17 protein-coding genes are annotated in these 19793 nt (G+C 45.2%); all 17 read left to right on the top strand.

All coding sequences use genetic code 11. The features are described 5' to 3' along the window. The 17 genes from C7434_RS08630 (at position 1) to C7434_RS08550 (ending at position 19793) form a co-directional block, all read left to right on the top strand. The gene (locus tag C7434_RS08630) at positions 1 to 1035 is read left to right on the top strand and encodes a glycosyltransferase (RefSeq protein WP_033740491.1); all 1035 of its coding nucleotides are present in this window, start codon (positions 1 to 3) and stop codon (positions 1033 to 1035) included. A gap of 88 nt (positions 1036 to 1123) precedes the next feature. After that, on the top strand, positions 1124 to 3334 hold the full coding sequence (locus C7434_RS08625) for a phage tailspike protein (protein WP_033740488.1): 2211 nt from the start codon (positions 1124 to 1126) through the stop codon (positions 3332 to 3334). Between the two features lie 150 nt (positions 3335 to 3484). Beyond that, positions 3485 to 4747, top strand: a complete 1263-nt coding sequence (wcaK, locus tag C7434_RS08620; RefSeq protein WP_039338130.1) for a colanic acid biosynthesis pyruvyl transferase WcaK — start codon at positions 3485 to 3487, stop codon at positions 4745 to 4747. A 4-nt stretch (positions 4748 to 4751) separates the two neighbouring features. Further along, complete coding sequence (locus C7434_RS08615; RefSeq protein WP_110268233.1) at positions 4752 to 5975, top strand: glycosyltransferase; 1224 nt, start codon at positions 4752 to 4754, stop codon at positions 5973 to 5975. After that, on the top strand, positions 5972 to 7312 hold the full coding sequence (locus C7434_RS08610; RefSeq protein WP_033740483.1) for a lipopolysaccharide biosynthesis protein: 1341 nt from the start codon (positions 5972 to 5974) through the stop codon (positions 7310 to 7312). Before C7434_RS08615 ends, C7434_RS08610 begins: the two co-directional genes overlap by 4 nt. A gap of 268 nt (positions 7313 to 7580) precedes the next feature. Further along, positions 7581 to 8477 carry a UTP--glucose-1-phosphate uridylyltransferase GalF gene (gene galF, locus C7434_RS08605; protein ID WP_006119858.1) on the top strand — a complete coding sequence of 299 codons (897 nt, stop codon included), beginning with the start codon at positions 7581 to 7583 and terminating at the stop codon, positions 8475 to 8477. A 49-nt stretch (positions 8478 to 8526) separates the two neighbouring features. After that, the gene (gene galE / locus C7434_RS08600; protein WP_033740479.1) at positions 8527 to 9540 is read left to right on the top strand and encodes a UDP-glucose 4-epimerase GalE; all 1014 of its coding nucleotides are present in this window, start codon (positions 8527 to 8529) and stop codon (positions 9538 to 9540) included. Positions 9541 to 10024: 484 nt separating this feature from the next. Further along, on the top strand, positions 10025 to 11101 hold the full coding sequence (gene wecA / locus C7434_RS08595; RefSeq protein WP_033740476.1) for a UDP-N-acetylglucosamine--undecaprenyl-phosphate N-acetylglucosaminephosphotransferase: 1077 nt from the start codon (positions 10025 to 10027) through the stop codon (positions 11099 to 11101). A gap of 142 nt (positions 11102 to 11243) precedes the next feature. After that, positions 11244 to 12329 (top strand): dTDP-glucose 4,6-dehydratase, encoded by a 1086-nt coding sequence (gene rfbB / locus C7434_RS08590; RefSeq protein WP_033740474.1) that lies wholly within the window; start codon positions 11244 to 11246, stop codon positions 12327 to 12329. Further along, positions 12329 to 13225: a dTDP-4-dehydrorhamnose reductase gene (rfbD, locus tag C7434_RS08585; protein ID WP_033740471.1), complete on the top strand. Its 897-nt coding sequence runs from the start codon at positions 12329 to 12331 to the stop codon at positions 13223 to 13225. Before rfbB ends, rfbD begins: the two co-directional genes overlap by 1 nt. A gap of 49 nt (positions 13226 to 13274) precedes the next feature. Then, positions 13275 to 14153: a glucose-1-phosphate thymidylyltransferase RfbA gene (gene rfbA / locus C7434_RS08580; protein WP_033740470.1), complete on the top strand. Its 879-nt coding sequence runs from the start codon at positions 13275 to 13277 to the stop codon at positions 14151 to 14153. 3 nt (positions 14154 to 14156) lie between these two features. Beyond that, the gene (rfbC, locus tag C7434_RS08575) at positions 14157 to 14705 is read left to right on the top strand and encodes a dTDP-4-dehydrorhamnose 3,5-epimerase (RefSeq protein WP_033740468.1); all 549 of its coding nucleotides are present in this window, start codon (positions 14157 to 14159) and stop codon (positions 14703 to 14705) included. A 68-nt stretch (positions 14706 to 14773) separates the two neighbouring features. Beyond that, on the top strand, positions 14774 to 16300 hold the full coding sequence (locus tag C7434_RS08570) for a hypothetical protein (protein WP_133745364.1): 1527 nt from the start codon (positions 14774 to 14776) through the stop codon (positions 16298 to 16300). Further along, complete coding sequence (locus tag C7434_RS08565; RefSeq protein WP_033740463.1) at positions 16290 to 17156, top strand: glycosyltransferase family A protein; 867 nt, start codon at positions 16290 to 16292, stop codon at positions 17154 to 17156. Before C7434_RS08570 ends, C7434_RS08565 begins: the two co-directional genes overlap by 11 nt. 10 nt (positions 17157 to 17166) lie before the next feature. Then, entirely contained in the window at positions 17167 to 18207 is a 1041-nt protein-coding gene (locus tag C7434_RS08560) for an EpsG family protein (protein WP_033740460.1), read from the top strand. After that, entirely contained in the window at positions 18208 to 19056 is an 849-nt protein-coding gene (locus C7434_RS08555; RefSeq protein ID WP_050504922.1) for a glycosyltransferase, read from the top strand. Further along, positions 19053 to 19793, top strand: a complete 741-nt coding sequence (locus tag C7434_RS08550) for a glycosyltransferase (RefSeq protein WP_133745363.1) — start codon at positions 19053 to 19055, stop codon at positions 19791 to 19793. Before C7434_RS08555 ends, C7434_RS08550 begins: the two co-directional genes overlap by 4 nt.

The raw sequence follows: 19793 nt of genomic DNA, 5'->3' as shown, positions 1-19793 counted from the left end.
ATGAAAAAAATCGTCCTGGTGATCAAAGACGCTTACTCGTATGCCGGCACCGAGAATATCTGTAACTTTATGTCGGAATGCCTCGGTGATGAGCACGACGTCACCATTTACTCGCTGGAAGGGCACGGTCAGCCGTTTTACCCGTTTGAAAAGGTTAAGCGCATCGTCAGCTTTGAAGGGGAAAGTAACCCGATTAAAAGTGCGGTGGCACGTATCCAGCAGGAAGGCTTTGATACCGTGTTTTTGATCAGCATGGGCCGCCTGAGCGTGATGTTTGCGTTCTGGAATCTGATGACGTTTAAAAAGAAACGTTTCAAAGCCTATGCCTGTGAGCACGTGGCCATCAACTCCTTTAGCAAGCCCATTAAATTCCTCAAATTTCTGCTTCTGCGCTACTACGACCGCGTGATTGTGTTGACGGATAAAGATCATCAGGTCTTTCAGCGCTGGCACATTCCCAGCCAGACCATCCCCAACCCGGTCGTATACAAAGCCTGGCAACGCACCTCGCGTCATCGCCAGGCGCTGGCAGTCGGCCGTCTGGACAATCAAAAGGGTTTTGACCTGCTACTGGATATCTGGCGCGACTTTGCCAAAGCCCATCCAGACTGGACCCTGGTCATTGCCGGTGACGGCGAGCTGCGCCAGCAGCTGCACGATCAGGCTGCCGTGCTGGGCATCACCTCCAGCGTGAAGTTCGTCGGCAAAGTCAGCAACATAAACGACTACTATCGCGACAGCGATATGGCGCTGATGACCTCGCGTTATGAAGGTTTACCGCTGGTTTTGCTGGAAGCCAAATCGTGGTCGTTGCCGGTGGTGGCGTATGACTGCCCGACGGGTCCTCAGGAGATCATCAATCACGGTGAAGACGGCTTCCTGGTGCCAATGAACAAGAAAAGCGAATTTCTGGCGCGGATGGAGCAACTGGCGAGCGATGATGCCTTGTTCTTCGCCATGAGCGAAAAAACCCAACACACTGCGCTGAAATTTGACGGCAAACAGATTAAACAAAGCTGGCTGGCGCTGGTGTAAACGGGCTGGAGATGCTCATTTTTGCTGTGCCTCATGGGACACCTTTTATGGCTGAGTTTACAGCCTTCATGACGACGGGATTTACTGCATGAAAAGAAGAGAAGTCTTGCAAACCGCAGCCTCCGCCCTTGTCGGTGCGCTTTCCGTGAGCACGTTTTCCAGCTACGCCGCCAAAAATACGGGTCTGGCGCTGAAATCGGTTGATGCAACGGCGATCCCGAAAGGGGATGTTCCCATTCTTACCCCTGAAAATGTGTACGCCATGCCACCGCAGTTTTGGCAAAATTTTCAGGGGAAGCTGTGGATTGGCAAAGCAGGCAGCGATGCCCGCCAGCCCGGTAACCAGATTCCGGTCTTTTTGCGCGATGCCAACGGCAATCTGGCGCAAATCACCCAGCCGATTACGCTGAACAAAGGCAATTTTGATCAGTTCGTCAAAGACAACGCGGCGCTTATCGCTAATCCGTCGCACGCCATGGCGCTGGAGGACAGCAACGGACAGACCGTATTCAACATTCCGGATGTCAGTCAGCCGGGTCAGGCCGCTTTTAGTCAGCGTCTGGCGCAGCCTGCCGGTTATCAGCTCATCGGGGAAATTCCTTCTGTCGATGATCTGCGTAAAACGCGGCCGCTGTTTGAAGGGGCAAAGATTAAGCTGAAGAGCTGGCATCCCGGCCTGGAAGTAGGCGGGGGCGAGTTTGTTGGCAGTTTTCAACCCGCTCAGGACGATCAGGGCGTGATTTTCAGCGGCGACGGCTTTCACTGGCGCCGCGTGGTGGATGACTATAACCGGCTGTCGCTGTTTGACTTCGGCGCGATAGCCGACGGCAAAACCGACAGCGCGCCCGCCATTAAAGCCATGTATCAGTGGTCGCAACAGAGCGATCAGCCTATCTGTGTCCAGTTCCCGGCAGGCACCTTCTTCGTGACAGGCTGTGACTTTGGCGAAGAACAGCGTCGCTTTTTCCGTATCTCCGGGGCCATGGTCAACTTCGGCTACTTCCCGGCGACCACCATCGTTTCTGATGGTCAATCCCCGTTTGTGTTTGAGGTCAGCGCCCGCTGGGTGGAAATCTCCAACCTGATTTTCAATGGCAATACCGATACGAAGCCGAACAGGCAGGGCCTGTTCCGCAATACCTGTCCGGGAGGACAATTCTTCCGGGGGGCCTGTCTGCGTTTCAACAACGTTGGTGGCACCGCGCTGAGCCTGCTGGATACGCTGGACTGTAAAATTGACCAGTGGTACGCCTCGGCCTGTACTGGTGATGTCATTCAGGCCGGCTGGTCAGGACAGAAGAAGGGCAACTGGGATCACAGCACGGCGATTGAGCTTTCCAACTTCAATGCGCAGCACTGTAAAGGTGGCAAGGTTCTGAATCTGCCGCGCTGCAGTCAGTCGCTGATTCATAACGGCTGGATTGAACACTGCGACAATCCCGGCGATATCTCCAATGGTCAGTGGATTATTGATGCGCTCAGTCTGGAAGATTGCAAAAACCCGCTTATCGCCTGGCACTCGCGCCTGAATACGCGCCAGACCAACCTGCAGTCGGGGAGCTGGATTGATAACTCAGAGCAGGGCGATCGCTGGTTAAGCGCCTGGGAGATGGGATCGACCCGTGTTGAATCCTACGGCGTCGCGATTGATGGCAGCCTGAAATACAACTATCTCACTTCGCGCTGGTTGCTGGAAAACAACACCAGTCAGCCCGTGTGGTACGAACTGGCTAACCTTTATTCTCCTACTGTCGGTGACTCGTGGGAAATCGAGGTCTTCGGCCAGTCGCAGTTTAACAACGGCACGGACAGCGAACCGCTGATGAATCTGATCGACGGCAGAAACACCGGTGGTCGCGCGGTGATTCATGTTCAGCGTAAGAAAGATCACGCTGAAGCCAGCTGGTCAGCGGAAGGCAGCAGCCCGGTGCTGGACGTGCGTTACGTGGCGAAAACCGACACCGATACACAGGTCTTTATCAGGCTGGCAGGCTGGACGCCTTCTGCTGCCATCATGATCAAAAGCACCGCGAAGGACCGTTTTGTGACCGGCCGCTGCGCACGGGTCGATGCCAAAATGGCTAAAGCTACGCCCGACAGTGGCAGCCATGCTGCACCGCAGCGCTTTAGTCTGCACAACGGCAAAGCGGGCGTCGGCGCAAATGAGCAAGGCGATCTCCTGCTGGCTTCCCGCGCGCTGTCGGCTGACAACGTGGATACCCGTAAACCAGAAGGTTTCGTGTCGGTGGTCATTAACGGTAAAACCGTTGCCTTGCCCTATTTTGCCATTAAAGCGTAATTGAGAGAGGGCTGCCCTTAGCGGCAGCCAGGGCCAACAGGATCTGGGCTGTTGGCGTGCACGTTATTGCTGTTTTTTATCAGTGTTCATTTTGCCCGTTTCGGAACTGGGCGGTTGTCAGAATTAGAAAAAATTTAATTCGGAGTTTTTATGAAAATTTTATTGGTGGGTAACCATACCTGTGGGAATCGTGGGGATGGCGCGATTCTGCGTGGACTGATTGATTCAATTCAGGCCGCGCGCAACGATGTCGATATTGATGTGATTAGCCGTTATCCAACCAGCTCCGGTTATCTGCTTCAGCAACATATTCAGCAGGACAAGCTGTTCCTGCATAACAACTCCTCGGGGAAGGGCCTGATTGGCTCGGTCAAACGTAAGGTAGCGAACCGCCTGATGCCCAACATCATGATGGCACACCTGGGTAAGGGCGGTCCTTACAAGTCATTTTCCGTGCCGCCGCACCTTAAAGCCTTTACGGAAAGCCTGAAGGATTATGATGCCATCATTCAGGTAGGTGGCTCATTCTTTGTCGACCTCTATGGCGTAACGCAGTTTGACCATGCGCTTTGTGCTCTGTTAGCTAAAAAACCTATTTACCTGATTGGTCACTCGGTCGGTCCGTTCCAGAATGCGCGCACCAACCAACTGGCAAATTTTGTGTTTGATCGGGTGGACAAGCTTATTCTGCGTGAATCGGTCAGTCTGGATCTGATGAAGCGGGATGGCGTTACCAGCTCGAAAGTGGTGGCCGGTGTGGATACCGCGTTTCTGGTTCGTGCCCGTGAAGTGGAAAACCCCAGCCACAGCCTGCAACACTGGCAGAGCGTGATCCGCGCGCGTAAAACCATTGCCATCACGGTACGCGAACTGGCCCCCTTTGATAAGCGTTTGGGCGTCACGCAGCAAGACTATGAAGCCGCATTTGGCCGGGTGATTAACGCCATGATCGCGAGCGGTTATCAGGTCGTCGCCCTGTCTACCTGCACCGGTATCGACAGCTACGCCAAAGATGACCGCATGGTCGCGCTGACCCTGCGTGACCACGTGCAACAGTCTGAGCATTATCACGTCGTGATGGACGAGTTTAATGACCTGGAACTGGGTGTGCTGCTCAGCGAGTGTCATCTCACCATTGGTACCCGTCTGCACTCTGCCATTATCTCGATGAACTTCGGCACGCCTGCCGTAGCGATTAACTATGAGCACAAATCCATGGGCGTCATGAATCAGTTAGGCCTGCCGCAGATGGCGACCGATGTACAGAGCCTGATGGACGGTTCCCTGATCGATAAGGTGCAGAGCGTCCTGGCCGACTACGACGCGATCAAGCAAAACGTTGCTGCTGCCGTGGCGCACGAAAGGGAAGTGGGTAACCGAATCACTGAAGAGATTCTAAACGTAATAGGATGATGTGATGAAACTGACTTTTTTCACGATGCGTTTCCCGGTTGCCTCTGAAACATTTGTTCTGAACCAGGTCACTCACTTTATTGATGCGGGCTATGATGTTGAGATCATCTCGGTATTTCCGGGGGATCTGGTCAACCGGCATGGCGCGTTTGATGAGTACGGCCTGGCAGCAAAAACGCACTACCTGCTGCCAGAAGAAAAAGTGTCGCTGACGGACAAGCTGGGACAACGCCTGAAACTGGTTTTGCCTAAAATCACCCGGGCATCCTTATTACGTTCGCTTAACGTGCGCCGCTATGGCGCACAGTCAAGCAAACTGCTGCTTCCCGCCATTGTCGCCAATGCGCGTCAGACCTATGAAGCGGATGTGTTCCTGGTGCACTTCGGCTATGCCGGTGCGCTGGCAAATAAACTTCGCGAACTGGGTATTCTGAAGGGCAAACAGGCCACCGTTTTCCACGGCGCGGATATTTCGCGTCGTCACATTCTCGACGAGCATAAGCAGGATTACCGCAACCTGTTTCAGCAGAGCGAGCTGATGCTACCGATCAGCCATCTGTGGCAAAACAAGTTGATCGAAATGGGCTGCCCGCCCGAAAAGATTCACGTGACCCGTATGGGCATCGAGCCAGAGAAATTCAACTTCCAGCCGCGCGATGGTTTTCACACGCCGCTGCGTATCGTGTCTGTCGCCCGCCTGACTGAGAAGAAAGGCCTGGATGTCGCGGTCAAAGCCAGCGCCATGCTTAAGCAGCGCGGCGGTCAGTTCCAGTACACGATTATTGGTAACGGCGATCAGGACAAGATGATGCGTGACTTCATTGCGAACGAAGCGATGCAGGATTGCGTCACCATGCCAGGTTTTAAACCGCAGGAGGAGATTCGTAAGGCGCTGAGTGATGCCGATATCTTCCTGCTGCCGTCAAAAACCGCCGCCGATGGCGACATGGAAGGTATTCCTGTCGCGCTGATGGAGGCGATGGCGGTCGGGCTGCCGGTGGTCTCCACCTTCCACAGCGGTATTCCTGAACTTATCGAAAACAACGTTTCCGGCTGGCTGGTCAAAGAAGATGACGCTGACGCGCTGGCCGACACCTTACTGAAACTGTCCCAGGGCGAGGTAGACGTTGCCCCCGTTGTTGCGGCCGCCAGACAGAAAGTGGAAACCGAGTTTAATCAGCATATCGCCTACCGCGAGCTGGCACAGATTCTGGAGCAAATGGTTTGAGTGGAATAAAGTCACAGGCGATTTGGTTGTTTGGCAGCACCTGTTTTTCAGCCGTACTGCAGGTCGCGCAACTGAGTTTTCTCGCCCGTAAACTCGAAACCCATGAACTGGGGCTGCTGGCCATTATCAACGCCATTCTGGCGGTGGCGGGTGTCCTGCAGGACATGGGAATGAGCAGCTATCTGGTACACCGCCAGGACATCACGCGCCGCGAGCAGAGCACGATCTATTGGGTTAACGTCGGTATTAGTTTCTGTACCGGCCTGGTTATGCTGGGCATTGCTTTCCCGGTTGCCTGGTTCTATCACCTTCCGGCGTTAACCGGATTGATTATGCTGACCAGTCTCAACTTCCTGGTGCTCGGTCATCTGTCTCAGTATCAGGCGCACTATATCAAAACCAAACGCATGGTTTCGCTGGCGAAAATTGAGATGGGCACGAAGCTGTTCGCCTTTCTGTGTGTTGTCGCCATGCTGGAGTTTACGTCGCTCACCGTCGCAGCAGCGATTCTGGGCCTGTTTATCAATGCGTTCACCCGTATTTTGTGCATGATTGCGCTTGGAGAGAAGTCCTGGCGGCCTACGCTGGAGTTCGACAAACAGACCTTTTTTAACGCGGTACGCTACGGAATTTACCAGCTCGGTTCGCAGACGATTAACCAGTTACGCACTCAGGCTGATGCGCTGGTGGTGGGTAAAGTGATGGGCGCTGACATGCTCGGTGTTTACTCACTGGCGAAAGAACTGGTGCTGCAACCGCTCAAGCTGGTGTCGCCCGTGATTAACCGCCTGGCGCTGCCGCGCTTTGCCGAGAAGCAGCACGATCCAGAGCAGTTGAAGAAACTGTTCCTCAAGGGCACGCTGGTGATTATGTTGTTCAGCAGCGCGATGTATCTGGCTATTGGTATTTTGTCACCCGTCATTGTTCGCGTGCTGTATGGTGCTTCACATGAGCAGGTTTACCATCTCATTCCGTTGATGCTGCTGTTTGGCATGCTGCGCCCGATGGGCGGTCTGACTGGTGCTATTTCCCAGGCTAACGGTCGCACCAACGTGGAGTTCTACTGGAACATCGTCGCGAGTCTGGTGGTGGTGGCGGTGCTGGCCACGACCTTTATCTGGCCGAACGTCCTCTATGTCGCGCTGACGCTGTCGATTTCGCAGGTGTTAATTTCCGCCCTGGCGCATCCGTTCTTTATTAAACCGGTCATTGGCATTCGTTTTATACCCTATGCCCGACAGTGGGTGTCGGTCTCTGTACTGTTTGCGGGACTGATGCTGCTGGTCAATCACTTCAACCTTTTCGTGATGCCGGAATGGTTTGAACAGTGGCTGTAAGTGTCATTATCACGGGCGACTTCGGGTCGCCCGTGTCGTTTTATGGCTGGTCTTAAAAAGGGCAAAGGATGTTGCATTCGGACCGCCAGACACTCGCTTGTCTGTGAGATTGCGCTTTATTTCCAAACGGCGAAAACCCAGGGAAAATCCCGAATTTGTAAGATTTCACAGCGAGTTAGTGTGGGCTTTTCAGATAAAGATTATACTTCCTTTTCCGGTCCATCCGGCATAATTGACGCATGTCTTCACTTCATTAGATGGAATAAATATGACCAAGCTTAAAGCAGTAATCCCGGTTGCGGGTCTCGGCATGCATATGCTTCCGGCGACCAAAGCCATTCCGAAAGAGATGCTGCCTGTTGTGGACAAGCCAATGATTCAGTACATCGTTGACGAGTGCGTGGCTGCAGGTATTAAAGAAATTGTGCTGGTCACCCATGCGTCCAAAAATGCGGTGGAAAACCACTTCGATACGACGTACGAACTTGAAGCGTTGCTTGAAGCGCGCGTGAAGCGCCAACTATTGAGTGAAGTACAGTCAATTTGTCCGCCAGGCGTGACCATCATGAACGTGCGTCAGGCGCAGCCACTGGGTCTGGGACACTCCATCCTCTGTGCCCGTCCGATGATCGGCGATAACCCGTTCGTTGTCGTCCTGCCTGATGTCCTGCTGGACGATTCTACCGCTGACCATTTACGTTATAATCTGGCGGCCATGGTGGCGCGTTTTGAAGAGACCGGTCATAGCCAGGTTCTGGCGAAGCATCTGACCGATTATGACCTGTCAGAATACTCGGTGATCACGACGGAACAACCGCTGGAAAACCCGGGCGACGTCAGCACCATCAGTAACTTCGTTGAGAAACCAGAGCATCCGGCTGAGTTAAACTCAGACCTGGCGGCGGTAGGGCGCTACGTCCTCTCTGCCGATATCTGGCCAGAACTGGAACGCACCGAACCGGGCGCATGGGGACGTATTCAGTTAACGGATGCGATTGCCAGCCTGAGCAAGAAAAAAACGGTCGATGTGTCCCTGATGACCGGGCACAGCTTTGACTGTGGACGCAAGTTGGGTTACATGCAGGCGTTTGTCTCGTACGGTTTACGAAACAATGCGCAGGGCCGTGATTTCCGCGAAGCGATTAAGCATATTCTGGCGAAGTAATCACTGTATAATTCGCCGCGGTTAACGCGGCAGAAAGGGAGAAGTTGAGATGGCAATTTTGGTTACAGGCGGCGCGGGTTACATCGGCTCTCATACCGTACTGGCGCTGCTGGAGCGCGGTGACGACGTCGTCGTCCTGGATAATCTGTGCAATGCCTCGCGTGAGGCGATTAACCGTGTTGAGAAACTCGCCGGCAAGAAAGCCACCTTTATTGAAGGTGATGTCCTTGACCGCGCCTGCCTGCGCGACCTGTTTGCCTCTCACCGTATTTCTGCCGTGATTCACTTCGCCGCACTTAAAGCGGTGGGTGAATCCACGCGTATGCCGCTGGAATATTACGAAAATAACGTTGCCGGTACCGTTGTTCTACTGGAAGAAATGCGTAACGCCGGCGTCTGGAACTTCATTTTCAGTTCCTCTGCCACCGTTTACGGCGCTAACGCGCCGGTACCTTACGTTGAAACTACCCCGATTGGGGGGACGACCAGCCCGTACGGCACCTCCAAGCTGATGGTCGAATTCATTATCCGTGATTTTGCCAAAGCCGAGCCGAAGTTCAAAACCATTGCGCTTCGCTACTTCAATCCGGTTGGCGCGCATGAATCGGGTGAGATCGGTGAAGATCCGTCAGGCATTCCAAACAACCTGCTGCCCTACATTGCCCAGGTCGCTATCGGTCGTCTGGATAAACTCGGTGTGTTTGGCGGTGACTATGATACGCCAGACGGCACCTGCCTGCGTGATTACATTCATGTCGTTGACCTGGCGGAAGGCCACCTTAAAGCGCTGGATCATCTGGACAAAATTGAAGGTTATAAAGCCTACAACCTGGGTGGTGGCAAAGGCTTCTCCGTACTGGAGATGATCAAAGCCTTCGAAAAAGCCTCGGGCAAACCGATTCCGTATGAAATCAAACCACGTCGCGATGGCGATCTGCCGGCGTTCTGGGCGGATGCGTCGCTGGCGAACCGTGAACTGGACTGGCGTGTGACACGGGGGATTGACGCGATGATGCGCGATACGTGGAACTGGCAGTCGAAGAATCCGGAAGGGTTTCGTTAATATTACTCATTAGCATTTGTAAAATCCCATATCGTTCGATGCTAACAAGCAGCCGCACGTATGGGATGTTCCTGTATTGTCTTTAAACCGTTCACATCATTGTAAGCACTCACCTGTTAAAAAATGGACTTAGTTATTTTTTGTCCATAAATCAAAAATCTAGGGCGCTTTCAACCCATCCCGCTTGCCACAGAAAACAAAATCTGTTGATTAAATGGTCAGATTTCAGATGCCAAATCTTGTGTGATCAGAAAATTGTCAAAAAGTGGCGCTTTAAACCTTGTCTCAAAGCCAGGATAGTACGAGAATCGTAAGGTTTTTTATCGATTCAGCCAGGTTCTCGAAAATAATAACCGGGCAAGACAACGCCATTTTGTAATGCAGTCTATGCTTAACGATGGCTAAAACTATGTTCACGCAAGTGGTAGCGATAGCCAGGGGCGGTAGCGTGGTTAAAATATGACAACTCAGCAGTGGTGCATACATGCAAGAGATCGTTTGTGTTTTTCTAAGTGCATTCGCGTTGCTATTCATTGCGCGCAAGGTCGCTCGCAAAGTCGGACTGGTCGATAAGCCTAACGACAGAAAGCAGCATAAAGGACACATTCCCTTAGTTGGCGGCGTTTCGGTCTACTTATCACTATGGATTTTATACATCATGCAGCCAGGTTGGCTGCCTGATTTCACCATATATATGTTCTGCGCCACCGTACTGTTAACTGTAGGTGTGATGGATGATCGTTTCGATCTGCCTGTTATGCCTCGCATAATGATCCAGGCTTTAATGGCGTGCATCATGATGTGGAACGGATACTATCTCTACTCCCTTGGCAATGTTTTATTCGGTTTTCAGCTTGTGCTGGGGATGTTTGGCTATGCGTTTACGCTTTTTGCCGTTATTGGGGCAATCAATGCCTTCAACATGGTTGATGGAATTGATGGTCTGTTAGGCGCACTATCATGCGTAACGTTTGGGGCTCTGGGGGTCGTTTTTGAACTTGGGGGTAATTCAAAGCTCGCGTTATGGTGCACCTGCCTGATGGCGGCCTGCCTGCCTTACATTTTATTAAATCTTGGTATTCCATGGGGTAAGAAATTCAAGGTCTTCATGGGCGATGCAGGAAGCACTTTAATTGGCTTTACAGTAATTTGGTTGCTTATGATAGCGACTCAGGGAACTGAAGCGGTAATGCGGCCGGTTACTGCTCTCTGGTTGATAGCGGTTCCTTTGATGGACATGGTCAGAGTGATGACCTCACGTATCAGGCGTGGTTGCAGTCCTTTCAGGCCAGACAGAGAACACCTTCACCATCTATTGATGAGAGGTGGACTGACCGGACGCGGTACACTTGCCGTCATGGTTTGTTGTGCTGTGACGCTCGCAATAATTGGTATTGTATTCGAAAGTATTGGCATAAGTGATTGCTGGCAACTTCTGGCGTTCATTGCTTTGTTCATTTCCTTTAACGCGATTATCAATAAATCAGCGAGATTTCATAGAATAAACGCAATAACTCTGTCAAATCAGAGTGAAAACGAAGCGTTGGCGGATAAATTCTGACACTGCGTTTATTCTGGCAGATTGCATCAGTGCGCGCTGATGCAAAGGTAAACTTTACACCTAAATTGAATTGCATCATGACTCTCCCATTCCGGCGTCGGGTCTGAATGCGAAATGTGAAATACTATTCTGGACAGCAATTGTGAAAATTTTAGTGACTGGTGGTGCAGGTTTTATTGGATCCGCGGTGGTTCGTCATATAATCGAAAATACGCAAGATAGCGTTGTAAACGTTGACGCACTGACCTACGCAGGTAATCTTGAGTCACTTAAAGATGTTGAGAACAGTGAACGTTACAGCTTTGAACATGCAAACATCTGTAATTCAGGTCAAATGGCTTCTGTACTGGAACGTCATCAACCCGATGCAATTATGCACCTGGCTGCAGAAAGTCATGTTGATCGTTCAATATCTGGACCCGCAGCATTCATAGAAACCAATATTGTAGGGACATACACTTTACTGGAAGCAGCACGTCAGTATTGGCTCAGGCTTGATGAATCGAAGAAAAACGCTTTTCGCTTTCACCATATTTCAACGGATGAAGTGTATGGTGACCTGCCTCATCCAGATGAAGTAGAAGAATCTTCATCGCTGCCTTTATTTACAGAAGACACTTCTTATGCGCCAAGCAGCCCTTACTCTGCATCAAAAGCATCCAGCGATCACTTAGTCAGAGCATGGTCACGTACCTATGGTTTGCCCTCGCTCATTACAAATTGTTCAAACAATTACGGCCCCTATCATTTCCCAGAAAAACTCATCCCTCTTGTCATCCTTAATGCTCTTGAAGGTAAATCATTACCTGTTTATGGCAAAGGTGATCAGATTCGTGACTGGCTGTATGTTGAAGATCACGCGAGGGCACTGTACACGGTTGTCACAACCGGAAAAATTGGAGAAACCTACAATATTGGTGGGCATAATGAGAAAAAAAATCTCGATGTGGTGCTAACTATTTGTGATTTATTAGATGAAATAGTACCTAAAAATGTTTCCTACCGTGAACAAATTACATATGTAAAAGACCGGCCCGGACATGACCGTCGTTATGCAATTGATTCTACAAAAATTGCTAAAGAACTGGGCTGGAAACCGCAAGAGACATTCGAAAGTGGTATTAGAAAAACTGTTAACTGGTATTTGACAAATAGTCTTTGGATTGAAAATGTCAAAAGCGGTGCCTATAAAAGCTGGATTGATGAAAACTATGGAGAACGTCAGTAATGAACATCCTGCTTTTTGGTAAGTCAGGTCAGCTTGGATGGGAACTGCAACGTTCATTAGCTCCACTAGGCAATGTTATTGCGCTTGATCGGCATGCTGAAGATTATTGTGGGGATTTAAGTAAACTTGACAAAATTGCTGAGACCATTCGTCAAATAAAGCCCGCGATAATCGTCAATGCTGCTGCTTACACTGCAGTGGATAAAGCTGAATCTGAAAAAGAAGAGGCTTATCTTTTAAACGCCCAGAGTATAGAAGTCATAGCAAGAGAAGCGCAGAAGCTCAAAGCATGGGTAGTGCACTATTCAACAGACTATGTGTTTTCGGGTTTAGGTGAAAAACCATGGTCTGAGTCGGATATTGCCGAACCTGTAAATACCTATGGTAAAAGTAAGCTTCTAGGTGAAAAAAATCTGATATCTGAGTGTACCAGGCATTTGATTTTTAGAACAAGCTGGGTCTATGCAGCAAAAGGTAGTAACTTTGCCAAAAAAATGCTGGAACTGGCTAAAGGGAAAAGTGAGCTATCTGTTATTGACGACCAGTTCGGGGCACCTACAGGTGCAGAGATTCTGGCAGATTGCACAGCACATGCATTGCGCGTAGCACTGGAAAAACCCCAGGTTGCAGGTATTTATCACCTTTCAGCTAGTGGTACCACGAACTGGTATCTATATGCTACATATGTATTTGACGAAGCTCGTCGGCTTGGTATCCCATTGAAGGTTGAAAAAGTTAACGCTGTTCCTACAAGTGCATATCCAACACCTGCAAAACGGCCTCAAAATTCACGTTTAGATAATACATTATTTCAAACCGTTTTTAAATTGACACTTCCTGAATGGCATGTTGGTGTCAGACGTATGCTTACGGAAATATTAACTTCAGAACGTTAAAAGAAATTTAATGCCTGTAACAGGCATTTTTGCTTAAAGAGATAAATGAATGGCGAAGCGTAAAGGAATTATTCTTGCGGGCGGATCTGGTACCCGTCTGTATCCGGTCACAATGGCTGTCAGTAAGCAACTTTTACCTATTTATGACAAGCCGATGATTTATTACCCACTTTCAACATTAATGTTGGCGGGCATTCGCGATGTTTTAATTATTAGCACGCCACAAGATACGCCGCGTTTTGAACAGCTTCTGGGTGATGGGAGCCAATGGGGAATTAAACTGGAGTATAAAGTCCAACCCAGCCCGGATGGGTTAGCACAAGCGTTTATACTTGGGGAAGAATTTATTGGTAACGATAGCTGTGCTTTAATTCTGGGTGATAATATTTTTTATGGGCATGATTTACCCAAATTAATGGAAACGGCAATCTCACAAGAGAGTGGTGCAACAGTTTTTGCTTATCATGTTAATGATCCTGAGCGTTATGGTGTTGCAGAGTTTGATAAAAATGGTAAAGCTATTAGTCTGGAAGAAAAGCCTGAGGTGCCTAAGAGCAACTATGCTGTAACAGGTTTGTATTTTTATGATAATGATGTCGTCCAGATGGCCAAAAACCTTAAACCCTCCTCACGTGGAGAGTTGGAAATTACCGATATCAACCGACTGTACCTTGAAAAAGGAACATTATCTGTAGCGATGATGGGAAGAGGGTTCGCATGGCTTGATACGGGTACTCATCAAAGTTTAATTGAAGCCAGTAATTTCATTCAAACTATTGAAGAGCGACAGGGTTTAAAAGTTTCCTGCCCAGAAGAAATAGCTTACAGAAAAGGATTTATTGATGCTGCTCAGGTTAAAAATTTAGCTGAGCCACTCGCAAAAAACAAATATGGTAAATATTTGCTTAATATGATCAAAGGTAATTGATTGATGAAGATTGCAACAACATCCTTACCAGATGTACTTATTATTGAGCCAAAAGTGTTTGGTGATGAACGTGGTTTTTTCTTTGAGAGTTTCAATCAACGCTCATTTGAAGAGGCTGTAGGCAAAAAAATAAACTTTGTACAGGATAACCATTCAAAATCGACGAAAGGTGTTCTCCGTGGCCTACATTTCCAAAATGCTCCTTATGCTCAAGGAAAACTGGTGCGGTGTGTTGCAGGTGAAGTTTTTGATGTGGCTGTTGATATCAGAAAAGGATCGAGAACATTCGGGCAGTGGTTCGGCATTATCTTGTCAGCTGAAAATAAACGGCAGCTCTGGATTCCTGAAGGCTTTGCTCACGGTTTTGCCGTAATGAGTGACCATGCTGAGTTTCTTTACAAAACAACAAATTATTATCATCCAGAAGCAGAAAACAGTATTCTTTATAACGATACAGATCTAAACATAGAATGGCCGGTAATTGATTGTCATTACAAACTTTCTGTAAAAGACGAAAAAGCGAAGTCATTCCGCGAAATATTTAATAACTAACTTTATAAAAGATTGATAATAGCGAAGCAAAAAGCCAGTTAAAAACTGGCTTTTTCAATGAGCGTATAATGAGAAGAGAAAACGTAATAAAATCATTCAAATATGGGCTTTTCTTTTCAGTGCTCATAATGGTCATGACTTTTTTTGTGAGGAAAGTATTTCTTGATGAGTTAGGAAGTGAACTTACAGGTTTTTATTTGCTGATCAACCAATTGTTAGGCTTTATAAATTTAGCTGAACTAGGACTTGGGACTGCATCAACGTATCTTTTATTTAAACCTTTACACAAGAAAGACAATACAGAACTTTCAATAATTATTTCAACCATCCGAGATCTCTATAAAAAAATACAGCTTCTCGTATTGATAATTGGCTTCGCTATAGCCTTTTTCCTCCCATTCATAGTCAAAGATAAATTACAGTATCTTGAGCTTTATATACCTTGGGTGCTTTTCGTATTAGCAACGACGCTATCTTATAGCTACAGTTCGGAATCAATATTACTTTCAGCCGACCAAAAATTACATTATGTACGAGTTATTAATGGTTTAGGAAGGGTAATAAGTTTTTCTCTTCAAATTCTGTCTCTAAAACTAGGGTATGGGATAATCGTTTTTAGTATTATTGAATTAACATCTAATATCCTGCAATTACTCCTCTTTAAAAACATCGTAAAAAAACAATATCATTTAAAATCCATAAAAAATAAAGAAGAAACAACAATTTTTAGGAAAGAAGTTTTTACAGAACTGAAAAAAACATTTATCCATAAAATTTCCGGGGTGTTGATTTTTAATACTGACTACCTTTTAGTTTCATTTTTTCTAGGACTAGCGTATGTAACATCTTATTCCTCGTATATCATGATTATCCAGGCGTTATCGTTTCTTATCACGACAGTGAGTGCACCATTGAGTGCAGCATTGGGTAATTATTTACATGATAAAGGGGGAGAAGCAACTTACAAAAAATTTCTTCAAGTAAATGTGTTTTTTTTCTTATGTGCTTCGGTAGTGAGCATTGTCTTTTATTTTGTCGTCAATGATGTCATAACACTTTGGCTAGGAAAGTCAGTTTTACTCGCTAATGAATCTGTCCTTTTAATAAGTGTAAATTGTTTTTTCCTGATATCCAGAAGCGCAGTTGATATTTTTAAGGTTTCGTATGGATATATGTCAGATATACACTTACCACTAATAGAAGGTGTGGCAAACCTAATAATCTCTTTAATATTAATTAAATACATGGGGATTAATGGAGTAATAATAGGTACCATATTTTCAAATGTAGTAATTATAATGATTGTCAGGCCGTACTATTTATATAAGTACGGGTTCAAGTTAGATTTAAATACGTTTCTCAAAGACTATTTTCTCTCATGGGTGCCAGCAATTATTGCCGTTTTTTTCTGTTTCATATTTGTATCTTACGCAAAAACTTATCCCATTGAAGTCGAGGGGGTAATGAGTTTACTCTTTAAATGTTGTGTTTTCACTGTAATAATAGGCGTCCCATGTACGATATTATTTGCAGTTTTGAGTCCCGATTTAAGAGGGTTAATTAAAAGCCAGTTAAGAGCGCGATATGGACGATAATGCCTTACCGATAGTAATCATGACCAGGAATGATGATGAGTTTCTTGAGTTATGTATTGAAAGTATAATCAATAATACCTTATACCCTTATTTTATTTATGTGATTGATAATAGTTCGAATTCACCTATTCAAAATGCGTTGCTTGACAAATATGCTACATACAAGAATATTAAGATTTTCAGAAACAAAAGCAATCTATGGGTTTTGGGTGTTAACGAGCATCTAAAAAAAATAAAAGAGAGTCATAATTCAAACTATTTTTTGTTAACTGATGGTGACATTGAATTCCCCTCATTGAATGAAAATAAAGAATGCTGGCTTACAGTTCTTGTGAAATATATGGAACAATACAAATGTATTGGCAAACTAGGAATGTCGCTGGACTGGGCTGATATTGAAAACGATATGTATTTTGAAAATATCCTTTCACAAGAGAAAGCGCTTTACGATAAGGAACGAAAAATCGGCGAATTATTTATTTCTCCGGTTGATACTACTGCAGCATTATATCGATGGGATTGGTCAATAAATAGTTTCGGGCTTTATCCCGACCATATACGTTATCTCAGACCAGAACTCTATTCTTGTCGAACGCCACGTACGCTTAAAGCCGTACACCACGGGTGGAAGACTTACAAAGAGAATAGCAGTAAAAATGTGGAAGATAAAATCAAATGCTTCACGTTAATGGGCGCTGATATTAAGAAAAACCAAATTGAAAGTGTTGGTTTTAACGTCAGGCTATATAATAAAATTTTGGCAAAACCGATGAAAGTTTTCTGGGGCATCAGGCGAAGATTTTATCTGGCAAAATATCTATTCTGTAAAGGCCTAAGAAAATTCGATAATCATTAGCAGGTTGATAATGGCAATATATTTATGTATTTTTTCGGGGTTGGCATTATTTAGTCTATTAAATAATCAAAATAAAAAAATATATTTTTTCTTCATTACCACTCTTTTTATATTGGCGGCTTTTCGTGGTATTGATGTCGACCGAGATTATAAAACCTATATAAGCATTTACGAATACATTATTGATGGTGAACCTTATACTATAGAACCAACTTTTTATTTGATGAGTTGGGTCTCATATTTATTGACTAATTCATATGAATTGATTTTTATAGCATTCTGTTTCGTAGCGCTTTTTTATAAAGTGAAATATATTAAGCAGTTTTCACCTTATATATTCTTGTCATTACTTGTGTATTACAGTAATTTTTATTTTTTACATGAGATGACACAGATAAGAATCGGCGTTGGAGTGGCAATAGGCTTTTTTGCGCTAAAATTTTTGGTGGAAGGTAATAAGAGAAAGTTCATCTATTACATCATTGCAGCCTGTTGTTTTCATTTTTCTATGGTTGTAATGCTTGTCGCATTAAAATTTAATCGAAAGAAAATTAGTAGCAAATATATTTATATTATTCTGTGTTCAATAGGGCTTTGCTATTTTTCGATATTATGGAAAATCAACCCTGTTGAATTGCTAGGATATTTACCTGTGCCGGTCATTCAGGAAAAGTTGAGAATATATAATTATCAAACGCAGCAGGGAATGATACAACCAGTCAACGTTTTTTCGATAATGCAATTGTTCCGTATATTTATTCTCATTTTTGTTTTTGCTTCTTATAAAAAGTTTAGCGGAGATGAAAGATTTGTTTTGTTTCTGAAAATATATGCTTTGTCACCCATTTGCTTAGTTTTGTTTTCAGCTATTCCAGCCTTTGCTATAAGAATGAGTGAAATATTTGCCGTGGCTGAAATAGTACTGCTACCGATGATCGTTTACAGATGTCAGCAAAAAAATGTAGCAAAACTTTTAGTAATCTTATATAGCGCTTGTATTCTTTCTTTAAACTTATATCACAATCAAATTATTTCTGGATATCATTTTTAAATGGACATAAAATTCCTCCCGATTGTCGTTCTTTATAAAATAGGCTTGAGTCATTCAGACAGTATTAATAGCATACTAGATTCTGATGTAGAGGGATTAATTTCCGAAATCTTTGTATATGACAATTCCCCTGCATGTGAAGACAACAATGAAATAATAGAAAGCTATCGTGGCAGGAAAGTATATTATATAAACGATTATTCTAATTCAGGTGTGAGCGCAGCTTATAATAAAGGACTATCAAAAGCTAAAGAGCTTAATTATGAATATGTATTACTACTCGATCAAGACACAAAATTTCCTCCAGACTCGGTTAAGGAATACGTTAAAGCTATAAAGAATAATCCGCATATTAAACTAGTTGCCCCAAGGCTTAAAACTACAAAAGGTGAGCTATGTTCACCTTTAAGATATTCACTGCATCGGGGATTCGTTCTAAAAGAAATTGAACCGGGAATTTATCCGCTCGATCGCTATTCTCCTATTAACAGTGGCATGATGCTAAATACATCATCTGCCATTCAATGTGGTGGATATGAAGAAAAAGTATTTTTAGACTTTAGCGATTTTCAATTTATTGAAAAATTAAAAAGAAATGTAGACTGTTTCTATGTCATGCCTTTATTAGTTATACAGGATCTTTCCAATGATGAACCTGATACAAATTCTTTATTAAATAGGTTCAAAATCTATTGTAAATGTGCAAGAAATTGCCATAGAAATAATTTTATTGATGATGGTATTTATTTTTTTATGGTTTTGAATAGAGCCATTAAACTTACTTTAAGAACGAAAGAAAAACAATTTATTCTCTATTTTTCCCGCTTTTATGTTCGAGGCCAAAGATGATTTCTGTTTGCATCCCAACGTTCAATGGTGAAGCATTTATTGAGGAACAGGTCAGGAGTATCTTGGCTCAACTAGACATCAATGATGAAATAGTTATCTCAGATGATAATTCTACTGATTTGACAATTAGTAAAATTAATAGCATCGGGGATGATCGTATTAAAATTTTTCAGAATTACAGAAGTAAACGCGATGAACAGCTTGATACACTTTATAAAGTTTCATTAAATGTACAAAATGCGTTAAAAAATGCCAAAGGAGACTATGTTTATTTGTCGGACCAGGATGATATCTGGATTGAAGGACGCATAGAGAAGACGATCGAGTTCTTAAAAGCCAATGAGCCCAGACTAGTAGTTTGCAATTGCAAAATTATTGATGAGCAAAAAAAAACAATTGCTGATTCATATTTTAAATACATAAAGCCGAGCTCGAGTATTTTTAGAACATTATATAAAAGTTCTTTCCATGGTTGCTGTATGTCATTTAACAGAAAATTAGTTGAAAAGGCTTTTCCATTTCCTCAAGAAAGTCTCGGCCATGACCTTTGGATTGGTTTAACTGCTATTTTGTATGGCAAAATTAAATTTATCGACGAACCACTCATTCACTATCGTAGGCATAGTGCGACAGTGACAACGACGGGTTTTAAAAGCGGCGCAAGTTTATCCTTCAAAGTTAGCTATCGAATCAGGACGATTAAAGCAGTTCTTAGAAAAATTTTTAAAAAGAATTAA

The sequence above is a fragment of the Pantoea sp. PNA 14-12 genome, assembly GCF_004364735.1.
Lineage (GTDB): Bacteria > Pseudomonadota > Gammaproteobacteria > Enterobacterales > Enterobacteriaceae > Pantoea > Pantoea stewartii.
The sequence above is the reverse complement of the archived record's forward strand: the minus strand, read 5'-3'. Positions and strand labels throughout refer to the sequence as shown.